We start from the raw sequence: 26,235 nt of genomic DNA, 5'->3' as shown, positions 1-26,235 counted from the left end.
GTATTTTAATTCTGTCATAATGATGGAATAATATATTCCATTAAGGTTTGGGTTAGGATAATAAATGAGTGCAAATTACGCTTTACTTGATTGGCTAGTATTCGCAAGTTACGGTGCAATTTTATTGCTAAGTGGCTGGTGGTTTAATCGCAAACGCGCTAACTCAAGCCAAGATTTTTTTCTAGGCGGAAATAGTATGCCAACTTGGATGGTGGCTATTTCTGTTTTAGCTACCTCACAATCTGCAGCAACCTTTATCGGTGGGCCAGATCAAGGCTATCAAGGTGACTTTTCCTACATAGCCACTAATATCGGTGCGTTTATTGCCGCCTTTGTCGTATCGGCATTTTTAATTCCAAAGTTCTATCAGCAAAAAGTATTTACGGTTTATGAGCTACTAGAAAAACGCATCGGTCCAAAGGCAAAGCGTCGCAGTGGCTTGATGTATTTATTTGGCCGTGTGTTTGCCAGTGGTGCGCGTTTGTACATGGCGGCCATTGCCGTGGCGATGATTTTATACGGAAATATAGATGCAGACAGTGTGGTTATAGCTACTCTGGTGTTAGCACTTGCTGGCTTGCTTTATACCTTTTTGGGGGGGATTCGCAGTGTTATTTACTCAGACGTGTTGCAAAGTATTGTTTACGTGAGTGCTGCTATAGCGGTCATATGGAGCTTACTTGCCGTTATTCCTGCTGATTTTTCGACTATTATCGCAACACTCAATGAGCCAAGCCCAGGTGCAGATTCTAAACTAGCACTGTTTAAATTTGATTTAGATTTTGGCCCGTCTGGGGTGTTTAACATGGCCTCTGTTTTAACAGGTTTTGTACTTTTAAACATCGCTGCATTTGGATTAGACCAAGATATGACGCAGCGTTTATTAACCTGTAAAAGCCCTAAAGAAGGCAGTAAGGCGTTATTACTATCTGTAGTGATGGTGATTCCCGTTATGGCTATTTTTATCTTTATAGGTTTTCTGCTTTATATTGTTTATCAGCAACCTGCATTGATGAACAGCGAGGCAGGCCAAGCCGTTGTACAAGAGTTTAATGGCGAAAAAATCACAATCTTTATGTACTACGTATTGAACGAAGTACCAGCAGGAGTTAAAGGTTTGGTGAGCGTTGGTATTATTGCTGCCGCTATTTCTACGTTGAACTCAGGGCTTAGTTCGATGTCTTCAGTCATCGTACAAGATATCTATCGTCCGTATTTAGAAAAACATAATAAACAAGTTAGTGATCATCACTTTGTCAAAGCAGGTCGTGTCGGTATGGCAGTGGTGAGCCTTGCCTTAGCGCTAATGGCTATTCTTTGTTATTTCTGGCAGCAATACAGTGATATGCCATTATTAAAATTTGCTTTAAGTGTGATGGTGTTCTCGTACAGTGGCTTGTTAGGTGTGTACTTTACGACGTTGTTCACCAAACGTGGCAGTGAAGGCTCAGTGTTAGCTGCGCTGATAGCAGGTTTTATGGTGACCTTATTAATGCAGCCATACATGATTGACTGGTTACTACCTGAGACAATGCGTTTTTACCTAGGATTTACTTGGCAACTGTGTATAGGCACTTTGCTTGCGACACTTGTGTGTTGCTTTGGTAAATCATCGAACGAGAAGAGTGCATAAATGGCAGTTCGCTATATTCTAGCCATTGATGGTGGCGGCACTAAAGTGTTAGCTGAGCTTAAGGAGCTGGCAGGTGATGCTGTTTTTCATGCTCAGGCAGGTTCTGCATCAATTTCGAATGATCTTGATTTAGCGTTAGAAAATATTGTTAAAGTGACCCGCGATGTATGCCAGCAAAGTGGCGCAGAGCCAAGTGAAATCGTCACCGTTATGGGAGTGGCTGGTGGCTCATCGGTAAGCCTTGCTGAGCAATTAAAAGTGATGCTTAAACTGGTGTACGAAATTGAATTTGCCAGTTTGCAAATCACCAGTGATGCAATTACTTCATTATATGGTGCAAACCTTGGCGAGCCATGTGTAGTTATTGCACTTGGCACAGGTGCTGTCGGAGCAAGATTAAATGCTCAAAAGCAAACAAAGTTGGTTAGTGGCTGGGGCTTTACTGTTGATGATTTTGGCGGTGGTGCCCGTATAGGTCTTATGGCTGTGCAGCAATTATTAAACGATATAGATATTTATGATTTACCAAAAAGCCGATTAACGATTCGTTTGAGTGAGCAGCTAGGATGCACTCGACAAGCAATTAGTAGTTGGCTTAAACAAGCAAAACCTGCGGACTATGCAGCATTTAGTCCTTTAGTGTTTAGCTTGAAAAATGACTGTAAAGCGGCAAATAGTGTATTAACAGAGCACACTCAATCGGTAGTTCAGTTAATTAATAAAAGCCGAGGAAACTCACTATTACCAGTGATTTTAATTGGTGGTTTGGCGAAAGTTAGCCAACCATTATTGCCACTTGCTTTACAAAACGAATTATCTCCTTGCAAGGGAGATTCATTAACTGGTGCTGCGATTTTAGCAGCAGAGCATTACCATGACATTATTGAAAAAGGACAACCCAATGAGCCCTGAGCACGTATTTAAGCAACAGCGTGAGTTACTCGAAGAGTTAAACGGCATTGTCTCCGAAGGACAAAACCCAGACACTTTGGATATCGATCTGCTCAGCTCCACTGAGATCCTCACTAAAATCAATAATGAAGATCACAAAGTGGCTGAGGCGGTTAAATTAGTTATCCCGCAAATTAGTGAAGCGGTAGACCACGTAGTCGAAGCCTTTCAAAATGGCGGTAGGTTGATTTACATTGGGGCAGGCACTAGTGGTCGTTTAGGGATTTTAGATGCGGTTGAATGTGCTCCTACCTATAGCGTGAGCGATCAGCAAGTGTTGGGTATTATTGCCGGTGGTGACACTGCTGTTAAGAAGGCTGTTGAAGGTGCTGAAGATAGTACGACACTTGCCGTTGAAGACTTAAAAAATGTTAATTTAAATAGTAAAGACGTGGTGGTTGGCATTGCTGCCAGTGGCCGTACTCCTTATGTTTGCTCGGCAATTGAATACGCTAAATCACTCGGTTGTGTGACTGTGGGTGTCACATGTAATCCAAATTCAGCGGTGATGCTTTTACCTCAAATCGGCATTTGTCCTGTTGTTGGAGCTGAAGCCGTAACTGGCTCAACACGAATGAAATCGGGCACTGCGCAGAAACTCGTACTTAATATGCTAAGTACAGCTAGCATGATCCGCACTGGCAAGGTGTATAAAAACCTGATGGTTGATGTGAATGCTAGTAATGAAAAACTATATGCTCGTGCTATTCGTATTGTTATGCAAGCAACAGACTGTACTCAGCAGCAAGCTGTTGATGCATTAAAGCAAGCAGATCAAAGTGCTAAACTTGCTATTTTAATTGTGCTAACAGGAAAACCTGCGCCTGAAGCAAAACAGTTACTTTCAAAAGCCGGCGGCTTTTTACGTAAGGCGGTTGAAGAATAATGCGTTTTTTAGCTGTTTTACTCGTTAGTTGTTTCGCGCTTTTAGGTTGCCAAGAAACGCCTGTACAAGCACCTGAGAAAACCCAGCCTTTGCAAGTGGGGGCTGCTAATTTTCAAGTCTACGTTCCAGCACTAAAAGGTAAACGTGTCGGGTTAGTGGTTAATCAAACATCAGTAGTTAATGGTCAACATTTGGTTGATGCATTACTAGATAAAGGCGTTGTCGTTAGCAAAATATTTGCCCCTGAGCATGGCTTTCGCGGCGATCATGACGCTGGAGCTCATGTTAAAAGCACAGTAGATGCTAAAACTGGCATCGATGTTGTGTCGATTTATGGCAGTAACAAAAAACCAAGCCCTGAGATGCTTGCAGATTTAGATGTCATTATTTTTGATATTCAAGATGTCGGTGTGCGTTTTTACACTTACATCAGCTCAATGCACTACGTGATGGAAGCCGCTGCTGAAAATAGTAAAGAGGTTGTGGTTCTAGACAGACCAAACCCGAATATTGCCTATGTTGATGGACCTATCCTTGACCCACAATTTCGTTCGTTTGTTGGCATGCACGAAATTCCTGTTTTGCACGGTATGACAGTGGCGGAACTTGCTCAAATGATCAAAGGTGAAGGCTGGATAAATGATGCTAATAAGCTTGAACTAAGCGTTGTGCCCGTTGCGAATTATGACCGTACTATGGCTTATGAGTTACCAATAAAGCCTAGCCCTAACTTACCGAATGCACAGTCAATTGCGCTTTATCCATCACTATGTTTCTTTGAAGCAACACCCGTGACTATTGGTCGTGGCACTGACTTTCCGTTCCAAGTGGTGGGCTATTCACCAGTAAAATTGGGTGAATTTAGTTTCACGCCAAGGGCGATTAAAGGCGCTTCAATGAACCCTAAATTCAAAGGAGTTGAAGTATTTGGTCAAGACTTACGAGATGCTGATATTCATGGCTTAGATTTAAGTGTGTTTATTTCGGCATACCAACAGCTGAGCGCGAATGATCAAGAATTTTTTGAACGCGCTGACTTTATGGACAAACTTGCAGGTACTGATAAATTGCGTTTAGCCATTGAAGCAGGCCAAACTGAGCAGCAAATAAAGCAAAGCTGGCAAGCCGATTTAAGTGCTTTTAAACGCAAGCGAGCCCCATATTTGCTGTATCAATAATAGCTAGATAACTAGATAAAAAAGAACGAGGCGCTTGCCTCGTTTTTTAATATCTCTAAAAATTAATTGTGGTATATTCAGGAACTTGTTTTCATACCAGTTTGCTTAATTCAATTATGTATTATTACGAGTTGGTATCATTAAGGATATACCATGAAAGCTTATTTAAGCATTGCCGTACTTGCTTTACTAGCTGGCTGCTCACAACTCCCTAACACTTCAAAAAGTAACTCAACCGATGTACTCGACCTTCGTGATGATAAAAATGCAGCAGAGCAGTTGTGGACACTTAAAAATGCAACAAAGCCTAACTACCCAAAAGCAGCTTTAATATCTAAGCAGACGGGCTGTGCTCGCTTTGTAATTACCATTGATAATCAGGGTAATACCACCGATATTCGTTTTGTGGAGAGCTTCCCAGAAGGGCTGTTTGTAGATGTGTCACGAGAGTCGCTTAAAAATTGGCAATGGCAGGCAAGTACAAGTAACAACGAGTCGCGAGCGATTATTCGAACTGTGCAGCTCGACTACTTTATGAAAGAAGCGACTAATTTAGCTGCGGCAAAAGCATTTTGTACAATTTAAGCTTTTGGCTTTTACTTTTTTCAGGCATAAAAAAGGGCCGCAATAGCGGCCCCAACAGGATAAATTAACTTAGAACTTGAAGTTAAACGACAGCTGCACGCGACGTGGGCTGTAGTAGTTACGATATTCACCAAAGTTTTCTGACGAGACATATGGGTTATTGTTGTAACCTGTTTGACGGTCAAATACATTGAAAATATCAGCACGGAATTGTAGTTCCATGTCACCTGAGAACTTAAAGTCTTGGGTGTAGTTTAAGTCAAGTTGCCAATGGCTTGGACTACGACGACTGCCTGCAGGCTCGCTGTAACGCGTTGTGCCACTTGAGTAACCGTAGATTGAACCATCCCATGCTTCCCAAGGTTTACCCGACTGGAATACAAAGTATGCACCAATGTTTGCATCCCATGGCACTGTATAGTAACCATAGACTTTTACTTTATGCGGTTTATCACCTGATAATGTGCCGTATTTGTAATCCCAAGGGTAACGACCACGGCCATCACCATAGTTTGATGAACCAATGAAGGTATTCGCATCTGTTGTTGCTGTGGTGTTATCTTGGTCGAAGTTACCGTAGTAATGACTCCAAACATAAGAAGCATTGATATAGCTGTTTTCACCTAGGTATTCAGCTTCGATGCTTGCTTCCCAATATTTAGTCTCGCCACCATCTACTTCGGCAATAACATAAGATGAACCACCAATTTCATCGCGGATTTCAGCGAGGTTATCGACATAAAGGCCTTTGTCTGCAATATGTTGTGGTACGCCATCAGCATCAACGCCAGAGTAGTCAGTTAAGCGGGCATTGTTTGGCATATCTTCCCAGAAATGCGATGCCTTACGGTGACGAACATGAGCACGTAATACTAAATCAGAGCCCACATATTTAGTAGTACCAAGCGTAAACTCTTTGATTTGACGAGGTTTTAAGTTATCAGCAAATACTTTACCAGATGAACCTTGACGCGGCTCTGCATAAATTACGTTGCCGTCTGCATCAAATTCAACTTCGATTTCGGCACGGGTATTACGGTCCCAAGAGGCGGCACGTGCAAGTGAGCTTGCTTCTGGGTTATACATTGAGAAGTTAGCAAATATAGCGTCTTGATCTGCATAGTTCCAATTCACACCTAAACGCGGTTGGATCATATCTGACCAATCTGTTTGGTACATTTTGTATTTTTCGCCTGGGGCTAACTCATAACCTGAGATCGTGCCAGATGCCGATTTAAGGCCTTGGCCATACCAAGTATCGCGGCTCACTAACACACCCACATTGTAAGTCCAATCACCTACTTCAATGGTGTCGTTGATTTCGAAGTTAAGGGTTTCCATTTCTGAGTTAATAGCAGAAACGGCATCACCACCTGCTACTAAGCTCATTTGTTGCACGCGAGCACGGTAAATAACCGGCGCAGAGCTGCCTTCTTCTAAGCTTTCATCTAGGCCGCCAACATAAGAGATGCTACCCCAACCATTTGAAAGACGAGACAGTACTTCTTTACCTTCTTTCCACTCGCCACCTAAATGTAATGTATGGTAGCTATCGCCCCAAGTAAATTCATGTTCTAGATTTAACTCAAAGCTATCACGGTAGAAGTCGATATTATCGTATCGGTAATACGCACCAACACCGCCGCCGCCTCGCATTTGACCATCTTCGGTATAACCGTATTGTGCAATTAGTGGTGCTGCGCCTGCATTATATGCAGCAATTTGTTCCGCAGTGTAGTTATCATCAGCATCTAATAAGCTAGGGACACTGAAGTAACCCATTTCAGTTAGATTATTTAAGTCAAGCTGGCTCGTTAATGAAGGTACTACTGATAATTCAGTATCTGGCTTACCTGCTGTTTCTATCTCTAATTTACTGTATTGGAATGAAAGAGTTGTTGCATCGCCTAAAATCCACGAACCATCTAAAGTAAAGATATCTTGGTTGGCTTCATCACCAGCAGATACACTGTCAGTTTCGTAAGCGCCAATTGAACGGCCTTCAATGGTTTTTTCTGAGGTACGCTGTGAAATATTAAGTAAAATATCGTCAGTAGGTGCCCAAGTTAATTTACCAAAATACTCATCACGAACACTTTTAAAGTCTTTTACAGCACCATAGGCAGTATCTTTATTGGTACGCTTTTCTTCTGGGCGGTAATAAGAAGTATAAAAATACAAGGTATCTTCAATGAGTGGGCCGCCTAAACTTGCTGTTAACCAGCTTTTATCAAGCTCATAGCTTTCTTGACCTGTTGGTGTTGCCACTAAACTCTTAGGTTGAACTTTGTATTCAACATTGCCGTGGAATTCGTCAGTACCTGATTTTGATACAGTGTTAATTGAGAAACCACCTGAGCGGTTAAAGCCAACGGCTTTTGCACCACCGCGGTCCATAGTAACGTAAGCAACGTCATGGGTTGATGGCTCAGATGCTAAGTTACCAAACATTGGGAGTGAAACATCTACGCCGTCAAAGCCGTAAGAGTTATCAACACCCGAACCACCTGCTGATGGACCAAGCGTTGCATTTTCTGATAGCTCAACACCCGGAACAAGTTTTAGTAGGTCACGGTAATCTTGACCAACTGGCACGCTGTTGATTGCTTCTTCGCCTAATGAGTTAGTCAGTGCAGACTTACCTTGGCGGAATAATTTACTGCCAGTAACTGTAATGACTTCAACGTTTTCGTTAGCACCGCCCATAGTGACATTTAAGCTTGATGTTTGCTCAAGTAAAACGTCGACAGTCATGGTTTGAGTTACACCGTTTTTATCAGTGAAAGTCAGTTCATAAGTACCTGGTTTTAATTGCGGTAAGTCGTAGCTGCCATCTTCTCGCGTAACGACTGTACGTGGTTTTGGCATCACATTACTTTTTGCTGTAACTGTGATCCCCGCCAGTGACTGCTGCGCTTTAGGTGATGACACTTTACCTTTGATCCCGCCGGTTAGATTTGCAAAGGCTGGCGCGCTGGCTAGAGCTGCGGCCATAACAACACCGGTGAAGGCTGTTTTCTTTGCGCGAAGTGCATTGCTTGTCGCTTTTGCTATATAGCTCATTGCGAGTGTGGATGCATGTTGTTTCATTGTTTCCCGTCCTTATATTTATATGCTTTGCTGGACTACTTACCCAATTGAGACTTATGAACTTTAAAATTATGTTGCCCACATATTAAACAGGTGTTATCTAAGTTGGTCAAGAATATTTTTTCATTTAAAGGTTGGTTTTTAGGAATAAAATATATAACCGATTTTAGGTAAAGCTCAGTAATGACTTGCTTTAGCAGGGTGCTAATTTATTCTTAGTACAATTTTGTAAGAAATTATGACTTCTTAGTCAGTTGCTTAACAGAAGCATTATATGGGGTGAAGGCAGTATTGAGTCGTTAATTTAAGGTAAAATTCAGGCACTAAAAAAGCAGCCAGAGCTGCTTATTAGTGTTCTTATCGTAGAAAATAAGAAATTAGTTATTCTTAAATTCCCCAACAACTTCATTAGAATGTTCTAGTAACTTGCGACCTTGGCGGCTCGATTGCGTTAGGGCGATAAACAAAATGTCGATTACAAAATCTTGTGCCGTACGCGCTAAAATTGATGATAAACGCACAGATTCGCCTTCAGCAACCGAATAAAGCTTTACATCTGCTGAGTCGGCTACAAGGCTACTACCAAATTTTGTGACTGAGATCACCGAGCTTGAATTTTTCTTGGCTTGCTTTACAACTTCGGCAATTTCGCGAGTCATACCTGATTCACTTATCGCAATGACCAAATCACCTTTTGAAAACGTCGCCACATACGCAAGTTGTGCGTGCCCATCCGGCTCCGCAATTGCTGGCATACCGAGTTTTTGTAATTTATAAGAAAAATCTTTTGCAACCAGAGCCGAGCCACCTAAACCACAAATTAGAATGCGTTTTGCAGATTTTAATAGCTCTACTGCTTTTTCGACTGCCGGCGCTTCGTTTAGGTTCTTGGTTTCGGTTAATACCGCCAGTTTACTGCTTAATAGCTTTTCGGCGATTTGCTCTAGCGAGTCATTAAGGGTGATTTTACCATGTAGCTTAGGTTCGCTGCTTTCATCATTAAGGGCATCAATTACCGCAAGCTTAAAAGCAGGAAAGCCTTTATAACCTAATTTTTGTGAAAACTTCACCACACTTGATTGGCTTACACCAACCACTTTTGCTAGTTCAACCGATGATAAATTACGAATAGCATTCGCAGAATTTAACGTAAAGTCAGCAAGCTTGGCTTCGCTGCTCGATAGAGATTGACGTAAGGCTTTTATTTTTACAAAAGTAGACATAGGGCTCACTTTGTTTGCTTAACTTAGTCAAAACGCAAAGCAATGGTTCAATTATAAACACAGGGCTTGGGCGCATTGTTTGCTTAACACGACGACTTATTTTTGTTTTAGCTAACCTAAGTTTGGAATATTTTTCTTAATTTAGATGGAATAATATAGTTTTATTCCATAATAGATACAACACTAATTATTGAGATAGCTCTATTTTTAGTAGCTTATCGATAATATATGCTTTTTATTCTTTATTTGTGAAATAAAATATTTTACATGTTAAGTAGGTGTTGCTACTGTATTGCTGAGAATCGTCAACGCTTAAATCATCAGGTATGAATCTGTTATGAGTTTTACCCCTTTGAAAACATTTCTTAAACAGCTGTGTTATCTCAGTAGTGCGGCATTATTAGTAAGCTGTGCCAGTAATCCATATACCTACACACAGTCAGCTAATTATAGCCACCGTGTTAAGTTTTTAGTAATGCATTACACCGCCATTGATTACGAAAAATCAATGCACGCTTTAGTCGATGAAGGGGGCTTGAGCTCTCATTATTTATTACCTGAGTCAGGCGATCCAAGTTATCCAAAAGACGATTTAGAAATTATTCAGCTCGTTGATGAAAAAGACAGAGCATGGCACGCCGGACGCAGTTTTTGGCAAGGCCGAGAAGATTTAAATGACCATTCAATTGGTATTGAAATAGTGAATGTACCAACGTGTCATATTCCTGAGCAAACTAAGCTTGCGATGGAAAATGACGCTAGTAAGTTATGTATTTTTCCAGACTATGACGCCAAGCAAATAGAGCTATTAATAAAGTTAAGTAAAGATATTCTTGCTCGTAACCCTGATATTGGCCCAACTCAAGTTATTGGCCATTCTGATATAGCCCCAAGCCGTAAGAACGACCCTGGTCCGCGCTTTCCTTGGTATCAACTATATAAAGCGGGTATCGGTGCGTGGTACGACAGCGACACCCTTGATAAATATTGGCAAGTATTTAGTGCATCAAAACCATCAGTTGAGTTGATGCAAAAAGCGCTGCGCAGCTACGGCTATGAGGTGATTGCAACGGGGCAGCTTGATTCGCAAACGCTAGATGCTTTAAGTGCTTTTCAAATGCACTTTTTGCCTTGGCATGTAAGCGGTAATAATGATGCAAGAAGTGCTGCAGTGTTATTTGCTTTATTAGATAAATACTTTCCTAAAAAGCTTGAGCGATTATTCCAAGAATACCAGCAACAACAGCAAGCGGTTGAGCCAGAGCCAAAAACACTTTCTAATGCACAAGTAATCGCGCGAATTCCTGCGCTTGATCCGAGTAGTCGCGCGCTTGTTAATGACAGAGGTACATTTACAGCTTATAAAGGTCGCGGGGAGATCATCATTGAAAATCAGGATGCAACCAGTGCTGACATTTTTATAAATGGCGAAAAAATTAATATAGCATCGCCATTAACAGCTGAAAAAATATATCAATACAGTTTAGCTAAGCGTACCCATAATGGCATTAACACTTATAAAGTAGAGAATGTATTGCCTGAAGGGGCAAGCTTAACCTTACGTTTTCCCTATCCAAAGCTTGATAAAAACAGCACTCAAAAGCGTTTTAGTGCCGTTGATGAATTAATTAATCAAGAGATTAAAGAGGGCTTTCCGGGCGCTGTACTTGCCGTTGTTAAAGATGGCAAACTGATTAAATTAAGCCATTATGGTGCGGCTAAGAAGTATCATGCTGATGGCAGTGAGCTTAACAGCCCACAAGCCATGCAAAACGATACCTTGTTTGATATAGCTTCAAACTCAAAAATGTTTGCCACTAACTTTGCACTCATGAAGCTTGCCAGCGAAGGTAAACTAGACGTAGAGAAACCTTTATTTTATTACCTGCCAGAATTTAGAGGCAGCGGGCGTGAGCAGCGCTTAGTAAAAGATTTACTCACACACACTGCGGGTTACCCTGCAGTGGTTGATTTTCATCGCAAAGATAATAAATTTGGTGAGCGCTTTTTTTCGCAAAACAGCCTGCGTACTAAAAACCTGCTATTAACTGGCGTCCCTTTCGTCGCTGGCCGTAACGTAAAACACTTATATTCTGATATCGATTATATGTTGCTAGGTGTACTGGTTGAACGCATTAGTGGTATGGCGCTCGATACTTATGTTGAAAGCCAAATTTATCAGCCGCTTGGTTTAACGCATACAGTTTATAACCCGCTGCAAAAAGGTTTTCTAGCCTCACAAATTGCCGCCACTGAGATTAATGGTAACACCCGAGGTGGACGCATCGAGTTTGAAAATATTCGTACCGATGTACTACAAGGTGAAGTACATGACGAAAAAGCGTTTTATGCCTTGGGTGGCGTAGCAGGACATGCAGGGCTTTTTAGTACCGCCAGTGACTTGTCAGTGTTAATGCAAGTACTACTTAATGGTGGCGGCTACGATAACAAGCAGATTTTTACACCGCAAGTACTCGAACAATTTACAAAGCCAGAGGCGAGTGATGAGACCTATGGCTTAGGGTGGCGACGAGCTGGGCATCAAGCGCGTAAATGGCATTTTGGCCCTTATGCCAGCCCGCGAGCTTTTGGTCATACAGGCTGGACTGGCACTGTAACCGTAATAGATCCCGAGTATGACCTTGCCATCGTACTACTAACTAATGCTCGTCATACACCTATTGAAGGTTCGCAAGAAAATTACGAGTTTGTTGGCAAACGTTTCGAAACGGGTAAGTATGGCTCTATTATCTCACTGATTTATGAGAGTATATTAAATCACTAGTCGAATTAAGTTGAGTTTAGTGGCAAAGCCATTAAGCTTAGCGAGTTTTCGCATAATAAAAATAAAATGTTGTTCTTAATTTAAAAGGGTTTTTATGTCTTGGTATTCAATTTTACCACCCTTGATTGCTATCTTAATTGTGTTTTGGCGCAAAGAAGTGATCATGGCGTTATTGGTCGCGGTTGCGTCGTCTGAGTTTTTACTTGCTCTGAATGGTGAAGGTAATACCTTGTTTTTCACCTTTATCAATACCATTGAGCGAGTTATTGAAGTTGCCAGCTCCCCTGGTAATAGCCGTATCCTTATCTTTAGTATTCTAATTGGTGCTTTACTTGCTTACATTCGTGAATCTGGCGGTGTGGCTGCTACAGTTAATTTACTGATGAACAAAGGGGTTGCCAAAAGTAAGCGCCAAGTGGGTTACTTAACCATGTTCTCAGGTATTGCGGTATTCATTGAATCGAACTTAAGTGTATTAACCTCGGGGATTTTATCGCGTGGTTTATTCGATAAATTCAAAATGAGCCGAGCACGCCTTGCTTATATTATCGACAGTACCAGCGCTCCTGTGTGTATCTTAATCTTGCTAAATGGCTGGGGCGCTTACGTGCTGGGCCTACTTGGCAATTACGAAATGGAAGAGTCGGCGGTATCGGTATTGTGGGGCAGTATTGGCTATAACTTTTACGCCATTATTACTTTGCTCATCGTGTTTTACACTATTACTTTTGACAAGGTACATGGCCCATTAAAGCAAGCTGAAGAAAATATTGAACAACAAGAAACCGAACTGACTGAAGAAGTTAAAGGCTCAAAAGCGCGTTATATGCTTGTTCCGCTTATTACTTTAATTGGTAGTATGGTTGGCTTTATGTTCTGGACTGGCGATGGTGATATTGCCAGTGGCAGTGGTTCTAAATCAGTGCTGTATGCAACTATTTTAGCGTGTGTTGTAGCTTACTTCTTAATGATCAGCTCTCGTGACTTTACTCACCATAAGCTGGTGGATATCGGCTTTAAAGGTATGGGAGAGCTGTTACCACTGGTTGCTATTGTATTGTTATCGCTGACCTTAGGCGCCAGCTTAAAAGACTTAGGTACAGGTGTGTTTGTAGCAGGCCTTGTGGGTGATTTCTTACCTATATACTTGGTTGTGCCAGTACTGTTTTTAACCGGTGCGGTGATTTCATTTACCACAGGTACCTCGTGGGGCACTTTCGCAATTCTTATTCCGATTGGTGTACCGCTCATTCAAGCTTTAGGGTTACCACCTTCATTGGTCATTGCGGCTATTTTAGGTGGTGGTGTGTTTGGCGATCACTGCTCGCCAATCTCAGATACCAGCGCGGTGTCGGCCATTGCATCTGGGTGTGATCTATTAACTCACGTTAAAACCCAAATGCCATACGCCTTATTCGGCGGCGCGTTAACCTTCATCGCTTACCTAGTGACAAGTATTATTGTTTTATAAGTAATAGCTTTGAGCCTTAAGTTATAAATAAAAAACCACAGAGAAGTCTGTGGTTTTTTATTGCTTGAATTTCGATAACTCGCATATTCAAGTCTGATAGCCGTCAGTTTGAAAGCTGATGGCTCGTTGAACCATCGTGCGAAATAAATTTCACGCCTACGAGGGGTAAACCCGCTGTTACCTAAAAGCTTGCGACTTTACTCTTGTAACTCGCTATCTTGTATTAAATCTTATAGCTGACGGCTGAAAACTGAAAGCTATATTTTCGGTACAACCTTATAAACACCCACACCATCAACACCAAGATATAAATCACCATTAGGATGGGTGGCAAGGCTGCGCACACGACCTACACCTTCAAATACCTTGCTGTGGCCTATTACTTTGTTACCATCAAGTTTCACCAAAACAAGGTGACCAAACTTCATCGAGCCTACGGCAATTTGACCTTGCCACTGTGGGTATTTATCACTGATGATAAACTCCATGCCTGATGGGGCAATTGAAGGTACCCAATACCAATCAGGTTGTTCCATTCCATCGCGACTGGTTTCGTCGGTAATTTTTGTACCAATATAGTTGATCCCATAAGTGATCTCAGGCCAACCATAGTTTGCACCTGCTTTAACTATATTGATTTCATCGCCGCCACGAGGGCCATGTTCATGACTCCATATAACCCCCGTTTCAGGGTGCATTGCCATACCTTGAGGGTTTCGGTGTCCATATGAATAAATGCTTTTGTGAGTTGTTTTATGGTTATAAAACGGGTTTGATTTAGGGATAGAACCATCGCTATTGATACGGTGAATTTTGCCTGCATCATAGTCAAGGCTTTGTGGGTGAACGTCTCTTTTGCCACGGTCGCCAATAGAGAAGTACAAGTAACCTTCTTTGTCGAACTCAATACGTGAACCATAGTGTTTTGTTGTTTTAATATTTGGCTCGCCATCAAACAATAATTGCTGATCGACGAGCGTCATATCTTTAAAGCGGGCGCGCATAATCGAGGTATTGTAACCCTCACCATCGCCTTCATAGCCCGAGTACGAAAAGTAAATCCAGCCATTTTCGGTAAAGTTCGGATCAAGCTCTATGTCTAATAAGCCCCCTTGACCTTCATCATGTACTTTAGGTGTTCCTTTAACTGTTTGCTCAACGAGTTTGCCATCACGAATTAACCTAAGCTCACCACGTCTGTCGGTAACGAGTAAGTCGCGCTCGTTAAGCCAAGCCATACCCCAAGGTATTTGAATTCCTTCGCTTACTAATTCTAGTTTGTAGTTATTAGCGCTAGCATCCAGAGGAATTTTTTGCTCCGGCTGGGCACAGGCTTGCAAACTCGGCAAGCTAATCGAGGCGATGATTAAACTGTTAAACAAAGACCTTTTCATGGTAACTCCATAATATTTAAACACGATGTTACTAGCCTAGCTGGTTCAGCATTAAAGTGTTATTAACATTAGAGCAATGTGCGATTATTGGTAGGAAAAGCGAGGTAAAGAGCGGAGGTTTAGCCGTCAGTCTGAAAGCTGATGGCTCGTTGAACCATCGCGCGAAATAAATTTCACGCCTACGGTACTCCTTTACTCTTTCCCCTTGTAACTCGCTAACTTGTTTTAAATCTGATAGCTGACGGCTGAGAGCTGACCGCTGCTTTTAAGCTTTACACTTTTCCGCCTCATGGGTTAACTGTTTGAGTGCGATGATTTGGCCTTGTTTGTTTTGGTCTAGGGCGAGTAGGTCACCTTGGTGAATGTGGGTATCTAGGGTGCCGTGTTTTTGTAGCTCTTCAAGTAGTGATTGTTTTATTTGTACAAGGACATTTTGCTCGCAGTCGGCTATATACCAGTCGTTATCAACGCTTATTAAACGCCCTGTGAAGCTGGTGCGGGCTTGGTGATTTGCAAGTGCTTGTTGGTAGTTAGTATCTAGGTTTTGTTTTTGTTGTTTAAGGTTACTCACATAGCTGCCTTTGGCGTCGAGTTCGTGTACCTCAAGCCATTGATAATCTGATAAATCCACCGCATAAACATCGGTTAACTCGCGGTTGTTGTATTGCAGCATGACAAAGCCAAGAATGGCTAAAGCAGCAAAAACTCCGGTCATTTGTAGGCCTAAAAAGCGCTGTGGTGTTGGTGTGGCTGACTGTGGTTTTTGCATGTGTGAAAGCTCGTCGCTGCTTAAGCTGTGCTGTGCTTTACGCTTTTGAAAATGTGCTTTTAAATCAGTATCGAGTTGCTCGTCGTTACGCTTCATGATGGCCTCCTAGTTGTTGTTTCAGGTTTTGACGGGCATATCGCAGCCGAGTTTTAATGGTCTCTGGGTTACTTTGTGTGATAGCAACAATATCTTCGAGACTAAAGCCTTCTTGTTGTAAGGTCAGCGCTTCACGTTGTACAAAGCTAAGTGCCATTAGTGCTTTATCAAAGGCTTCGTAGTCGTAGTGATAACTTGTATCCTGACATTCAGTAAATAGTTGGTTGTCTTCTAACTCAACGAACTTTTGTTGCTTACGAAATTCATCAATTAATAAATTACGTGCTAACCGGAAAAGCCACGCTTTTGGGGTGTTCTGATCATTGTAAAAGTCGCGTTTATCAATGACTTTTAACCAGGTTTGCTGGCATATATCAAGGGCCAGATCTTTATCACTTTGGGTGACTAGGTAGTGATAAAGATCATTCCCGTATTGAGCAACGAGTTGGTTAAGGTAACGGTTGTCGCCCGTTTTGGCATACTGCGCCAAACAATCTGTGTTTGGCTTGTCAAATAACCATGTCTTGATGCTCATTAGCATAGGCAGTTATCCATCTATTTTAAAATCAAGTTGAACACTTTGGTTTGCTTGTAATTGTGCCACACCTTCAACAACTTTAGGGCGATATTTCCAACGTTTAATAGCGCGAATTGCTTCACGGTCAAATACTCGCTTAGGCTCAGCATCAATAATAACAGGGTCAATCACTTCACCAGTCGGTGAAATGCTAAAGCTAATTTGCACCCAGCCTTCAATACCATCACGAGCTGCTACTGGTGGGTACTTAGGGTTTATGCGCACAATTGGCGTTGCATCTCCCGTTGGTTGATTAATGCTTTTGCTTAGCGTGTCGCCAATGTTATCGAATGTCATTGTTGGTGTTAAATCTGCTACCACAACTGTATCAGGGTTATCAATCGCTGGGCGCGGTGGCGTTTTTGGTGGCATTTTTGCAGTTGGTGGCGGCGGCAGTGTTTGCTTTACTTGTACTTTTGAGTCTTTGGGTACTTCATAAATTTCAACCGTGATATCTGGGCCTGTTTTTACATCGGCTCTTTGCTCAGCAGAAATTAAGTACTGCATAAATGCAAATGCTGCAAAGGTCATGACACCGCCGCCAATAATTGCTGCGGTTGTCTTTAAAGCCGTCTTGCTGTTATTCAAGCTTGCTGAGTTTAGTGGTAAAGTATGCATAGCCGTTCCTCTTTGGATAATTGCTTTCATAGCTAAAACGGCTGGCAAATAAAAAAGGGGTGAAATTTTTTTCACTTTTTATTTCTTCACTAATTTTAGTGTGACTTTTTAGGTTGTTATGAAACTTATTCAAATAGACAAAGCACGTTACCGTAAACATTTAAACCAAGTGATTATTGCCTGTGTAATTGCTTTAGCCATTGGCAGTTTAGCCATTTCACAAACGCTAATTGCGTTATTCCCTGACTCAAGCGGTAGTCATTTTCATTGGAACCTATTAGGTGTTGTTGTGTGTAGTTTGCTGGTGGGCTTTGTGCTTAATAAATACCGCAATCATGATTACATGACTGAAATAGTGTATGTGTGGGAGCTTAAAAAAGCCCTTAATAAAATCACCCGTAAAATGCCAAAGTTAAAAGCAGCAGGGCGTGAAGGCAATGCAGATGCTTTATTAGCAATTCAATACAGCTATGCTGGTTCGCGTTTGTTATGGCAGCTCGATGACAACACCATTACCATGGATGAGCTGGCAATTAAGCAGGCAGAGCTTGATAATGTTGCAGATAAATACAACCTTACTCTTGATGCAGAACGTTATGATGAGTCAATCTTAAAGCAATTTTAAGGACGAATAATGAAAAAGGTTTTGATTGTTTGCTTAGGCAACATTTGCCGTTCACCTACTGCTGAAGCGGTACTTAGAAGTCGTGCTAAGGCGCTGGGTGTCAATGTCAAAGTTGATTCTGCTGGCACCATTGGTTACCACCAAGGTAATCCTCCAGATTCACGCTCAAAAGCAGCAGCTGAAAAGCGCGGTTATAGTTTTAAAGGGATTTATTCGCGACCAGTGGCTCGAGCTGATTTTCATGAGTTTGACTTAATTCTCGCAGCCGATAAGCAAAATCTTGCTGATTTACATGCCATGTGCCCAGAGCACTTAGAATATAAGTTGTCGCTGTTTTTAAGTCATGGTGATGCAGGAGAGAGCGAAATCCCCGATCCCTATTATGGTGGCGATCAAGGCTTTGAAAAGGTACTCGATTTAATTGAGGATGCAGCCGATAACCTGCTTAAAAAGCTATGATACCAATCCGCAATAATACTTAATCATTTTGAGGGATTAAACCTGTCGCTATCTACGTTAAAAATTTCTGATTTAGAACAACTAAATAACGAAATTTTTGCCTTGCTATCAACGAGGTTTTCTTGCCTCAAAATAGATCACTTAATAAAGCGAATTGGTATAAAAAAGGGTCGCACTGCGACCCTGTTATTTAGTTGTTGATTTTAAAGTCTAATTGCACACGAGAAGTCGCAGCAATCGCTTGACCGTTTTCAAACTTAGGGGCATAACGCCATTGTTTTACTGCTTTAATCGCTTCTCTTTCAAATGCAGAGCCACCCTCAGAACCTACCACAGTTATGTTGTCTACAAAGCCAGACGTGGTTACTTCAAACTCCATTACGACACTGCCATCTTCCATACGTTGAACTTTTGATTTTGGATATTTAGGATGCACGCGGTATAACGGTTCTTGTTCTTGGCTCTCTTTCCATGGCACCATTTTCGCTATCGCTAAGCAATGTTTAGTTGCTTCGTCGCTTTTACCTGTTTTTTCGTATAAGTGAACTAGCTTTGAATGGGCGTTTAATTCGGTTTGATGATCAAAGTCTAACTCTTGATCAAATACACTAACTACGTGATTTAAACGTTCAATGGCGGTGCTGTATTTACGTTGATTTTCTGCAAATGCGGCAACTAAAAAGTCTGCACTGATCCGATCAACTGCGTTATTTGGTAAGTTTTCTTGGTAGTACTTATCGGCTTCTTCAAGATATTCCTTTGCTGTGTAATAGCGCTCGCCACTACCTTTGTAAGCGAGGATACGAGCGGCGGTCATTTTTGCATCTGCAACAAGCTTGGCTGAGTTTTGTTTTTCAGCAATAGCAATGACATCATCAAGATATGTATCAGCACGCTTTGCTGAGGGAGTTGATTCTGCCATGCCGATTAATGAGTCATACACTTGTACACTTAGCTTGCCATGGTTTTGTTCTAGTATTTCGTAGGCTGTACGATATAACTCAAAGCGTTGTTCTTGTTTGTATTCAGCAAGGCTGTTTGCATAGTTAATAGCAAGATTAGCGGTGTTGTCGGCGCTTTCTCCATAAATTTCTTTGCCAAGCTCAAACGCTTTTTTGGCAAGCTCACTACTGTCTTGCTTATTTTCTACAGCGGCGACATAAGCGCGGTAGGTCTCGTTAAATTCTTGGGTGGTCGTTTCATTGGCAATGCCTTGCTGGCTAAACAGTAGTGTAATGCATAAGGCAAGTGAGCTTTTTTTCATAATAGTCCTTATTATTTTGCCCAGAGAAGGGGGGATTAATACTTGTTGATGATAATTATTATCATCATTAGGTGCAAGGTAGCAAATTACACTCGATGTGTCACTGTTAAGGTTTAAGGTACGAAGTATGATTCGTTGAACTGATGATTGGCAGGCTTAGTTGCAGGGCGCTACAAATTAGCACGAAGGCTTTTTTCATAACATTCCCTATTATTGTTGTTTTTATTAATGGTTTGAAAAAAGGCTTAGCGGTTTATTGAGATTAAACTAATCTATTTTTTCGAATATTTGCAAAGGTTTATTAAGTAATTTTTTTAATTCAATAGCCTAGCTGTAGAGGGTAGAGCTTTTAAGGTACTTTATTAGCGCCACTAAAGCGAGGCGCAAAGCTCGTATCTTGGGGTGGTTTGAGTGTATAATACTTGAATTGCTGGTAACTGCCTCAATATTAGTTATCACTCGTCGTATGTTGCATCCTTACAACCTTCAAGCTGTTGTAATCACATTTGCAGTATCGCATTTATTTTTTAATTTGGATTTGTCGTGGCGCAAGTAAGAGCAAGAGTCCAGCTGAATGTTGGCAAAAACAGTGATATCCCTGCAGAAATCGTATCTTTCAGTGGCTTAAAAGATGGCCAAGAGCATGTTGCTTTAGTTTTTAATCAAGCCGACACAGAGCAAGACGTACCATTAATTCGTATGCATTCAGAATGTTTAACGGGAGATGTATTTCACTCGTCTCGTTGTGATTGTGGTGAGCAATTAAATGAGTGTATCGAAATGATGCACCAGCAAGGTGGCATTTTACTATATTTACGCCAAGAAGGCCGTGGCATTGGTTTATACAATAAAATTGATGCGTATGTATTGCAGTCACAAGGCATGAATACTTACGAAGCGAATAACCACTTGGGTTTTGCTGACGATTTGCGTGACTTTTCAGACGCAGTGTTAATGTTAGAAGCGCTTAACTTAAATCACGTTAAGTTAATGACAAACAACCCAAATAAGCTTAAAGCACTGCGTGATGCAGGCATTGAGGTTGAGTCGGTGGTTGGCACTCATGCACACATCAAAGCGGGTGTGGTAGGTAACCGAGCTTACCTCGAAACGAAAATCAAACATGGCTCGCACATGCTTGATATTAAAAAAATTAAAAAGCCTGAGTAATTTTCACTATAGGTGACTATAAACAAGTAGCGCACCCAGTTATACTCGGTGCGTTTTGTTGTTATTGAATGAGAAACTATGTCGATCGAAGTACGTATTTTTAAAGCAGGTGCAGGCGTTAAATGGTTTAAAGCTGGATGGGAAATCTTTAAGCTGCAACCGTTTACCTTTATTTTAATGCACCTGCTAATCGTGATAATTAGCTTTTTGGCATTGCTGCTACCTTTACTGCAAGTTGTTGGTGCATTTGTAACCCCGTTTTTGATGGCTGGTTTTTATCAAGCTGTATTAACAAAACAACAAGGCGGGACTATCAGCCAAGCTGATATCTTTAAGCCGTTTAGTAATAAAGGAAACCGTATAGGTTTAGTGCGCGTTGCAGTGTATCAGATGGCAGCAGGTATTTTATTAGCCTTACTTTCTAATTTCATTTTTGCTGATGCCTACGCAGTTATTTCGAGCCAGACTTTTGATCCGCAGAACCAAACACACATTACAGATTTATTGGCAACCATTTCAATGGGGCAAGTTGCGGTATTTCTATTGGCTATCTGTGTGTATCTAACAGCTTTTGCTTATGCAGTGCCATTGGTTTACTTTCAAAAACAAAGCAATATGTTTCAGGTTTTAAAAACCTCATTCATGGTGTTCTACCATAATATGGCACCACTGAGTGTTTATGGTCTAATTTGCGCCGTTTTAATGGTAATCTGTATTCCTTTATCATTTATTCCTCTATTGGTTTTAATGCCAATTTGTTACATTAGTTTCTTTGTGTCTTTTCAGGCTATTTTTATGCCGGTTGTGCCAAAAGGTGATGACCAAACAAAAGCACCTGAAGCACAGTCACAATCAGGACGCTTTGACGCGTAATGGATGATAAAGAACAAAAGTTAAAGAATTATGTACTTTGGTTACTGTCTCGACAAGATTATTCGCGTCGAGATTTAACACGAAAGTTACTGCAAAAAGAGGCGTCGCCGGAGTTCACAGAACGCTTGTTAGACTGGTGTGAGTCACACAACTTTATCAACGAACAGCGCTACTGTGAAGGGTTTGTACGCCGCCATTTAGCTAAGTATCATGGTGCAAAACGCATTCAGAGCGAAGCAATGGCAAAAGGGATAGACCGAGCATTATTAGATAAGACGCTCGAGGAGTTCGAAGTCGATTGGTTCGAACTCGCGCAGGACGCATATTTAAAGAAGTTTTCAAATTCAGGTAAAGAACTCGACCATAAAGAAAGAGCGAAACGTGTACGCTACTTGATGTATCGAGGCTTTAATTACGAACAAATTGATTTTGCAATGCAAGCACAGCAATAAACGGGTGAGATTTTCACATGCAGCATATGACTACCGCACAGATCAGGCAACAGTTCTTAGACTTTTTTGCCTCTAAACAACACCAAATTGTTCCTTCAAGCTCGCTGATCCCGGGTAACGATGCCACGTTATTATTTAATAACGCCGGTATGGTGCAATTTAAAGATGTATTTTTAGGTGCCGAAAGCCGCCCTTACTCACGTGCGACCAGCTCACAACGTTGTGTGCGTGCAGGTGGTAAACATAACGACCTAGAAAACGTAGGTTACACTGCACGTCACCATACATTCTTTGAAATGTTAGGTAACTTCAGCTTTGGTGATTACTTCAAGCAAGACGCAATCAAGTTTGCGTGGGAGTTTCTAACTGATGTTGTAAAACTACCGCAAGAAAAGCTACTAGTAACCATTTATCACGATGATGAAGAAGCCTTCAACATTTGGCATAAAGAAGTGGGTCTAAGTGAAGATCGCATTATTCGCATTGCAACTAGCGATAACTTCTGGTCAATGGGTGATACGGGTCCTTGTGGTCCATGTTCTGAAATCTTTTACGATCACGGTGAAGAAATTTGGGGTGGTCCTCCTGGCTCTCCAGAAGAAGACGGTGACCGTTTCATCGAGATCTGGAACCTAGTATTTATGCAGTATAACCGCCATGCCGACGGCACAATGGAACCTCTTCCTAAGCAGTCTGTTGATACAGGTATGGGTCTTGAGCGTATCTCTGCAATTTTACAAGGCGTTCACTCAAACTACGAAATCGATTTATTCCAAGCACTTATTGCCGCTGCAGCTAAAGTAACAAACGCGCAAGACTTAGATGATAAATCACTACGCGTTGTTGCTGACCACATTCGTTCATGTGCGTTCTTAGTATCTGATGGCGTTATGCCATCAAACGAAGGCCGTGGCTATGTGTTACGTCGTATTATTCGTCGTGCAGTTCGTCACGGTAATAAGCTAGGCGCGAAAGGTGCGTTCTTCTACAAGCTAGTTGCTGCTCTAATCGAACAAATGGGCCAAGCGTACCCAGAGCTTGCTAAGCAACAAGAAATTATCGAGAAAGTACTACGTATTGAAGAAGAGCAGTTTGGTAAAACACTTGAGCGTGGTCTTGCTATTTTAGAAGAAAGCCTAACTGACATCCAAGGTGATGTGATCCCTGGCGACTTAGTGTTCAAGCTTTATGACACTTACGGTTTCCCTGCTGACTTAACAGCAGATGTGGCGCGTGAGCGTTTCATGACGATTGATGAACACGGCTTCCAAGAATGTATGGCTGTACAGCGTAAGCAAGCACAGCAAGCTGGTAAGTTTGGTGCTGATTACAACCAACAACTTAAGTCAGAAAAACACACTGACTTTAAAGGCTACGATGCAGAGCATTACACTGGCACCGTGGTTGAGCTTTTCTCTGAAGGTCAATCAGTTTCTGTACTTGAAGATGGTCAAGAAGGTATCGCAATCTTAGACCGTACACCTTTTTATGCTGAATCTGGTGGCCAGGTTGGTGATACGGGTGTGTTAAAAGTCGCTGGTGGTGAGTTCGTAGTCACTAACACTACTAAGCTTGGTAACGCATTTGCGCACCACGGTCGTGTTCAAGGACGCATTGGTACAAATGATAAAGCAGAGGCAACAATTGATGCAGCACGTCGCGATAGCATCAAGAAAAACCACACTGCAACACACATATTGCACGAGACGTTACGTCAAATTTTAGGTGAGCACGTAAATCAAAAAGGTTCACTTGTTGACCCTGAGCGTTTACGTTTTGACTTCTCTCACTTTGAAGCGGTAACAAAAGACGAATTACGTCAAATCGAGCGCGCAGTGAATGATGAGATCCGTCGTAACTTTGCTCTTGAAACTGAGCTAATGGCTATTGAAGATGCCAAAGCAAAAGGTGCAATGGCATTATTCGGTGAAAAATACGACGACGAAGTTCGCGTAGTAACCATTGGTGATTACTCAATTGAACTATGTGGTGGTACTCACGTTAAGCGTGCTGGTGATATCGGCTTATTCAAAATTGTGTCAGAAAGTGGTATCGCGGCAGGTATTCGCCGTATCGAAGCAGTAACAGGTGCAGAAGCTGTTGCCTATGTTAGTGAGCAAGAGCAACAGCTAAATGATGTTGCAGCGCTAGTAAAAGGTGATAGCAGCAGTGTACTTGAAAAAGTGACAGCATTACTTGAGAAGTCAAAAGGTCTTGAGAAGCAAATTGCCCAGCTTAACGACAAGCTAGCAAGTGCGGCAGGGGCATCGTTACTTGACTCTGTAGTTGAAGTGAATGGTATCAAACTTCTGGTAGCTGATGTTGCTGGTACTGAATCTAAAGCACTACGTGGCATGGTTGATGACCTGAAAACTAAGATTGGTTCAGGTGTAATTGCGCTTGGTGTAGCCAATGGCGATAAAGTAAGCCTGATCGCGGGTGTAACTAAAGACCTAACAGGTAAAGTGAAAGCTGGTGAGCTTGTAAATCACATGGCTGCACAAGTAGGCGGTAAGGGCGGTGGTCGTCCTGATATGGCACAAGCAGGTGGTACTCAGCCAGAGAACCTTACTGCAGCCTTAGAAAGTGTAACTGGCTGGTTAACTGAGCGTTCTTAATCACTAGTGGCACTTATCGTCCAAAAATTCGGTGGCACCTCAGTTGGCTCAATAGAGCGAATTGAGGCCGTCGCCGACCTTGTTGTAAAAACTAAGCAACAAGGCCACCAAGTTGTGGTAGTGCTTTCGGCTATGTCGGGAGAAACTAACCGTCTTATTGAACTCGCTAAACAAATCGATTCTCGACCTAGCGCTCGTGAGCTTGATGTATTGCTGACCACAGGTGAGCAAGTCTCAGTCTCTTTATTGGCAATGGCTATCATTAAACGTGGTCATTCAGCGGTAAGCTTACTTGCCGATCAGGTTAATATTCGCACCGACAATATGTTTGGTAAAGCGCGTATTGAAGAGGTTGCTGCGACTCGTCTAAAGCATGAGCTTGAGCATAACCGTATTGCCATAATTGCAGGCTTTCAGGGGCGCGATATTGAAGGTAATATCACCACGCTCGGTCGCGGTGGTACAGATACTTCTGCGGTTGAGATTGCAGGTGCTGTCAATGCGGATGAATGTCAAATTTACACCGATGTTGATGGGGTATACACCACTGATCCGCGTATTGAACCAAATGCGCGACGTATGAGCCATGTTACCTTCGAAGAGATGCTCGAAATGGCCAGTCTTGGGGCTAAGGTTCTGCATATTCGCAGTGTCGAAGCCGCAGGAAAATACAATATACCGCTCAGAGTGTTATCGAGTTTTAACCCGGATCAAGGAACCTTGATCAGTTTTGAGGAACCGGATGTGCAAGCAAACATTGTGTCGGGTATCGCCTTTAATCGTGACGAAAGTTTGATTTACGTCAATGGCGTGCACCAAGGGACGGAAAACCTTGCAAAAATATTGAAACTTTTCGCAGAATTCGGCATCGAAATAGATATGATTAATCAAGTTAATCATAACTTTGAAAAAATAGACTATGCTTTTACTGTGCACACGAATGATTTTGAGCAAGCGCTCGAAATTCTGACCAAAAACCAAGGTGGTATCAGCGCAGAATCTATTAAAGGGGTCAGCAATGTTGCCAAGGTGTCTGCTGTAGGTGTAGGGATGAAATCTCATTCTGGTGTGGCAAGCTTATTTTTTAATGCGCTTGGCGAAGAAAACATCAAAGTGATGCTTGTGTCGACATCAGAAATAAAGATATCAGTTTTAATTGATGAAAAATATTTAGAACTGGCTGTACGTGCACTACACAAAGTTTTTTTAACTGAAAATGAATAAGATCTAGAGTTTTTACTTACTTTTAAGTCTAGATTTCATTAGAATGTTTTTGACGCGGAATCTTTTAATTTTTTGGAACATGGGAGCAAGAGAATGCTAATACTAACTCGTAGAGTAGGTGAAACCCTTATGATCGGTGACGAAGTTACAGTTACTGTTCTTGGTGTTAAAGGAAATCAAGTTCGCATTGGTGTAAATGCACCTAAAGATGTATCAGTACATCGTGAAGAAATCTACATGCGAATCCAAGCAGAGAAATCTAACCCAAATCCGGGCAATGTTTAATCAGCGATA

At 41.8% G+C, this 26,235-nt stretch carries 22 protein-coding genes; 15 read left to right on the top strand and 7 right to left on the bottom strand.

The features are described from left to right. The first annotated feature begins 64 nt into the window (after positions 1-64). From L1D46_RS03165 to L1D46_RS03145, 5 genes are all read left to right on the top strand, one after another. Positions 65-1,633 carry a sodium:solute symporter gene (locus tag L1D46_RS03165; RefSeq protein ID WP_130050800.1) on the top strand — a complete coding sequence of 523 codons (1,569 nt, stop codon included), beginning with the start codon at positions 65-67 and terminating at the stop codon, positions 1,631-1,633. Beyond that, complete coding sequence (locus tag L1D46_RS03160; protein WP_130050801.1) at positions 1,634-2,545, top strand: BadF/BadG/BcrA/BcrD ATPase family protein; 912 nt, start codon at positions 1,634-1,636, stop codon at positions 2,543-2,545. Then, positions 2,535-3,470 (top strand): N-acetylmuramic acid 6-phosphate etherase, encoded by a 936-nt coding sequence (gene murQ / locus L1D46_RS03155; RefSeq protein ID WP_130050802.1) that lies wholly within the window; start codon positions 2,535-2,537, stop codon positions 3,468-3,470. Before L1D46_RS03160 ends, murQ begins: the two co-directional genes overlap by 11 nt. Continuing rightward, the gene (locus tag L1D46_RS03150; protein ID WP_239976779.1) at positions 3,470-4,648 is read left to right on the top strand and encodes a DUF1343 domain-containing protein; all 1,179 of its coding nucleotides are present in this window, start codon (positions 3,470-3,472) and stop codon (positions 4,646-4,648) included. The genes murQ and L1D46_RS03150 overlap by 1 nt, the downstream gene beginning before the upstream one ends. Positions 4,649-4,801: 153 nt before the next feature. Further along, positions 4,802-5,233, top strand: coding sequence for an energy transducer TonB (locus L1D46_RS03145; RefSeq protein WP_130050804.1), 432 nt, complete (start codon positions 4,802-4,804; stop codon positions 5,231-5,233). Between the two features lie 69 nt (positions 5,234-5,302). Here the strand turns inward: L1D46_RS03145 and L1D46_RS03140 are convergent, their stop codons facing one another. Both L1D46_RS03140 and L1D46_RS03135 read right to left on the bottom strand, forming a co-directional pair. Continuing rightward, the gene (locus L1D46_RS03140; RefSeq protein WP_130050805.1) at positions 5,303-8,323 is read right to left on the bottom strand and encodes a carboxypeptidase regulatory-like domain-containing protein; all 3,021 of its coding nucleotides are present in this window, start codon (positions 8,321-8,323) and stop codon (positions 5,303-5,305) included. Positions 8,324-8,700: 377 nt separating this feature from the next. After that, the gene (locus L1D46_RS03135) at positions 8,701-9,546 is read right to left on the bottom strand and encodes an SIS domain-containing protein (protein WP_054560797.1); all 846 of its coding nucleotides are present in this window, start codon (positions 9,544-9,546) and stop codon (positions 8,701-8,703) included. 337 nt (positions 9,547-9,883) lie between these two features. Between L1D46_RS03135 and pbp4b the strand changes: the two genes are divergently transcribed. Next, entirely contained in the window at positions 9,884-12,331 is a 2,448-nt protein-coding gene (gene pbp4b / locus L1D46_RS03130) for a penicillin binding protein PBP4B (RefSeq protein WP_239976777.1), read from the top strand. A gap of 94 nt (positions 12,332-12,425) precedes the next feature. Then, complete coding sequence (locus tag L1D46_RS03125; RefSeq protein WP_130050807.1) at positions 12,426-13,802, top strand: Na+/H+ antiporter NhaC family protein; 1,377 nt, start codon at positions 12,426-12,428, stop codon at positions 13,800-13,802. Between the two features lie 257 nt (positions 13,803-14,059). Here the strand turns inward: L1D46_RS03125 and L1D46_RS03120 are convergent, their stop codons facing one another. The 4 genes from L1D46_RS03120 to L1D46_RS03105 all read right to left on the bottom strand — a co-directional run bounded on the left by L1D46_RS03120 (position 14,060) and on the right by L1D46_RS03105 (position 17,256). Continuing rightward, the gene (locus L1D46_RS03120; protein WP_239976775.1) at positions 14,060-15,196 is read right to left on the bottom strand and encodes a PQQ-dependent sugar dehydrogenase; all 1,137 of its coding nucleotides are present in this window, start codon (positions 15,194-15,196) and stop codon (positions 14,060-14,062) included. A 265-nt stretch (positions 15,197-15,461) separates the two neighbouring features. After that, positions 15,462-16,061, bottom strand: a complete 600-nt coding sequence (locus L1D46_RS03115; protein ID WP_239976773.1) for a hypothetical protein — start codon at positions 16,059-16,061, stop codon at positions 15,462-15,464. After that, positions 16,051-16,602 carry a sigma-70 family RNA polymerase sigma factor gene (locus tag L1D46_RS03110; protein ID WP_239976771.1) on the bottom strand — a complete coding sequence of 184 codons (552 nt, stop codon included), beginning with the start codon at positions 16,600-16,602 and terminating at the stop codon, positions 16,051-16,053. Before L1D46_RS03110 ends, L1D46_RS03115 begins: the two co-directional genes overlap by 11 nt. Positions 16,603-16,608: 6 nt before the next feature. Further along, entirely contained in the window at positions 16,609-17,256 is a 648-nt protein-coding gene (locus L1D46_RS03105; protein WP_239976769.1) for an energy transducer TonB, read from the bottom strand. Between the two features lie 118 nt (positions 17,257-17,374). Between L1D46_RS03105 and L1D46_RS03100 the strand changes: the two genes are divergently transcribed. Both L1D46_RS03100 and L1D46_RS03095 read left to right on the top strand, forming a co-directional pair. Continuing rightward, positions 17,375-17,881, top strand: coding sequence for a DUF3087 domain-containing protein (locus tag L1D46_RS03100; protein WP_130050814.1), 507 nt, complete (start codon positions 17,375-17,377; stop codon positions 17,879-17,881). A gap of 9 nt (positions 17,882-17,890) precedes the next feature. Beyond that, a complete protein-coding gene (locus L1D46_RS03095; RefSeq protein WP_239976767.1) occupies positions 17,891-18,340 on the top strand; it encodes a low molecular weight protein-tyrosine-phosphatase in 450 nt (149 codons plus the stop codon). 190 nt (positions 18,341-18,530) lie between these two features. On the opposite strand, the gene L1D46_RS03090 is transcribed toward L1D46_RS03095, so the two are convergent. Next, positions 18,531-19,604 (bottom strand): energy transducer TonB, encoded by a 1,074-nt coding sequence (locus L1D46_RS03090; RefSeq protein ID WP_239976766.1) that lies wholly within the window; start codon positions 19,602-19,604, stop codon positions 18,531-18,533. A 543-nt stretch (positions 19,605-20,147) separates the two neighbouring features. Here L1D46_RS03090 and ribA point away from each other — a divergent pair. The 6 genes from ribA (at position 20,148) to csrA (ending at position 26,226) form a co-directional block, all read left to right on the top strand. After that, positions 20,148-20,774 (top strand): GTP cyclohydrolase II, encoded by a 627-nt coding sequence (ribA, locus tag L1D46_RS03085; RefSeq protein ID WP_130050817.1) that lies wholly within the window; start codon positions 20,148-20,150, stop codon positions 20,772-20,774. A gap of 78 nt (positions 20,775-20,852) precedes the next feature. Next, on the top strand, positions 20,853-21,647 hold the full coding sequence (locus L1D46_RS03080) for a BPSS1780 family membrane protein (RefSeq protein ID WP_130050818.1): 795 nt from the start codon (positions 20,853-20,855) through the stop codon (positions 21,645-21,647). After that, the gene (locus L1D46_RS03075) at positions 21,647-22,099 is read left to right on the top strand and encodes a regulatory protein RecX (protein ID WP_130050819.1); all 453 of its coding nucleotides are present in this window, start codon (positions 21,647-21,649) and stop codon (positions 22,097-22,099) included. Before L1D46_RS03080 ends, L1D46_RS03075 begins: the two co-directional genes overlap by 1 nt. Positions 22,100-22,116: 17 nt before the next feature. After that, positions 22,117-24,717: an alanine--tRNA ligase gene (alaS, locus tag L1D46_RS03070; RefSeq protein WP_239976765.1), complete on the top strand. Its 2,601-nt coding sequence runs from the start codon at positions 22,117-22,119 to the stop codon at positions 24,715-24,717. 6 nt (positions 24,718-24,723) lie between these two features. Further along, positions 24,724-25,941 carry an aspartate kinase gene (locus L1D46_RS03065; protein WP_178927316.1) on the top strand — a complete coding sequence of 406 codons (1,218 nt, stop codon included), beginning with the start codon at positions 24,724-24,726 and terminating at the stop codon, positions 25,939-25,941. 93 nt (positions 25,942-26,034) lie between these two features. Next, a complete protein-coding gene (csrA, locus tag L1D46_RS03060; RefSeq protein WP_036970495.1) occupies positions 26,035-26,226 on the top strand; it encodes a carbon storage regulator CsrA in 192 nt (63 codons plus the stop codon). Positions 26,227-26,235 lie beyond the last annotated feature (9 nt).

The organism is Pseudoalteromonas sp. Isolate3 (genome assembly GCF_022398505.1).
Lineage (GTDB): Bacteria > Pseudomonadota > Gammaproteobacteria > Enterobacterales > Alteromonadaceae > Pseudoalteromonas > Pseudoalteromonas apostichopi.
Note: the sequence above shows the minus strand (reverse complement) of the source record. Positions and strands in the feature narration are given on the sequence as shown.

Bases quoted from the DNA above. Each gene is read 5' to 3' on its own strand.
- L1D46_RS03165 (WP_130050800.1), top strand. From the start codon at position 65: ATGAGTGCAAATTACGCTTTACTTGATTGGCTAGTATTCGCAAGTTAC.
- L1D46_RS03160 (WP_130050801.1), top strand. From the start codon at position 1,634: ATGGCAGTTCGCTATATTCTAGCCATTGATGGTGGCGGCACTAAAGTG.
- murQ (WP_130050802.1), top strand. From the start codon at position 2,535: ATGAGCCCTGAGCACGTATTTAAGCAACAGCGTGAGTTACTCGAAGAG.
- L1D46_RS03150 (WP_239976779.1), top strand. From the start codon at position 3,470: ATGCGTTTTTTAGCTGTTTTACTCGTTAGTTGTTTCGCGCTTTTAGGT.
- L1D46_RS03145 (WP_130050804.1), top strand. From the start codon at position 4,802: ATGAAAGCTTATTTAAGCATTGCCGTACTTGCTTTACTAGCTGGCTGC.
- L1D46_RS03140 (WP_130050805.1), bottom strand. From the start codon at position 8,323: ATGAAACAACATGCATCCACACTCGCAATGAGCTATATAGCAAAAGCG.
- L1D46_RS03135 (WP_054560797.1), bottom strand. From the start codon at position 9,546: ATGTCTACTTTTGTAAAAATAAAAGCCTTACGTCAATCTCTATCGAGC.
- pbp4b (WP_239976777.1), top strand. From the start codon at position 9,884: ATGAGTTTTACCCCTTTGAAAACATTTCTTAAACAGCTGTGTTATCTC.
- L1D46_RS03125 (WP_130050807.1), top strand. From the start codon at position 12,426: ATGTCTTGGTATTCAATTTTACCACCCTTGATTGCTATCTTAATTGTG.
- L1D46_RS03120 (WP_239976775.1), bottom strand. From the start codon at position 15,196: ATGAAAAGGTCTTTGTTTAACAGTTTAATCATCGCCTCGATTAGCTTG.
- L1D46_RS03115 (WP_239976773.1), bottom strand. From the start codon at position 16,061: ATGAAGCGTAACGACGAGCAACTCGATACTGATTTAAAAGCACATTTT.
- L1D46_RS03110 (WP_239976771.1), bottom strand. From the start codon at position 16,602: ATGCTAATGAGCATCAAGACATGGTTATTTGACAAGCCAAACACAGAT.
- L1D46_RS03105 (WP_239976769.1), bottom strand. From the start codon at position 17,256: ATGCATACTTTACCACTAAACTCAGCAAGCTTGAATAACAGCAAGACG.
- L1D46_RS03100 (WP_130050814.1), top strand. From the start codon at position 17,375: ATGAAACTTATTCAAATAGACAAAGCACGTTACCGTAAACATTTAAAC.
- L1D46_RS03095 (WP_239976767.1), top strand. From the start codon at position 17,891: ATGAAAAAGGTTTTGATTGTTTGCTTAGGCAACATTTGCCGTTCACCT.
- L1D46_RS03090 (WP_239976766.1), bottom strand. From the start codon at position 19,604: ATGAAAAAAAGCTCACTTGCCTTATGCATTACACTACTGTTTAGCCAG.
- L1D46_RS03080 (WP_130050818.1), top strand. From the start codon at position 20,853: ATGTCGATCGAAGTACGTATTTTTAAAGCAGGTGCAGGCGTTAAATGG.
- L1D46_RS03075 (WP_130050819.1), top strand. From the start codon at position 21,647: ATGGATGATAAAGAACAAAAGTTAAAGAATTATGTACTTTGGTTACTG.
- alaS (WP_239976765.1), top strand. From the start codon at position 22,117: ATGCAGCATATGACTACCGCACAGATCAGGCAACAGTTCTTAGACTTT.
- csrA (WP_036970495.1), top strand. From the start codon at position 26,035: ATGCTAATACTAACTCGTAGAGTAGGTGAAACCCTTATGATCGGTGAC.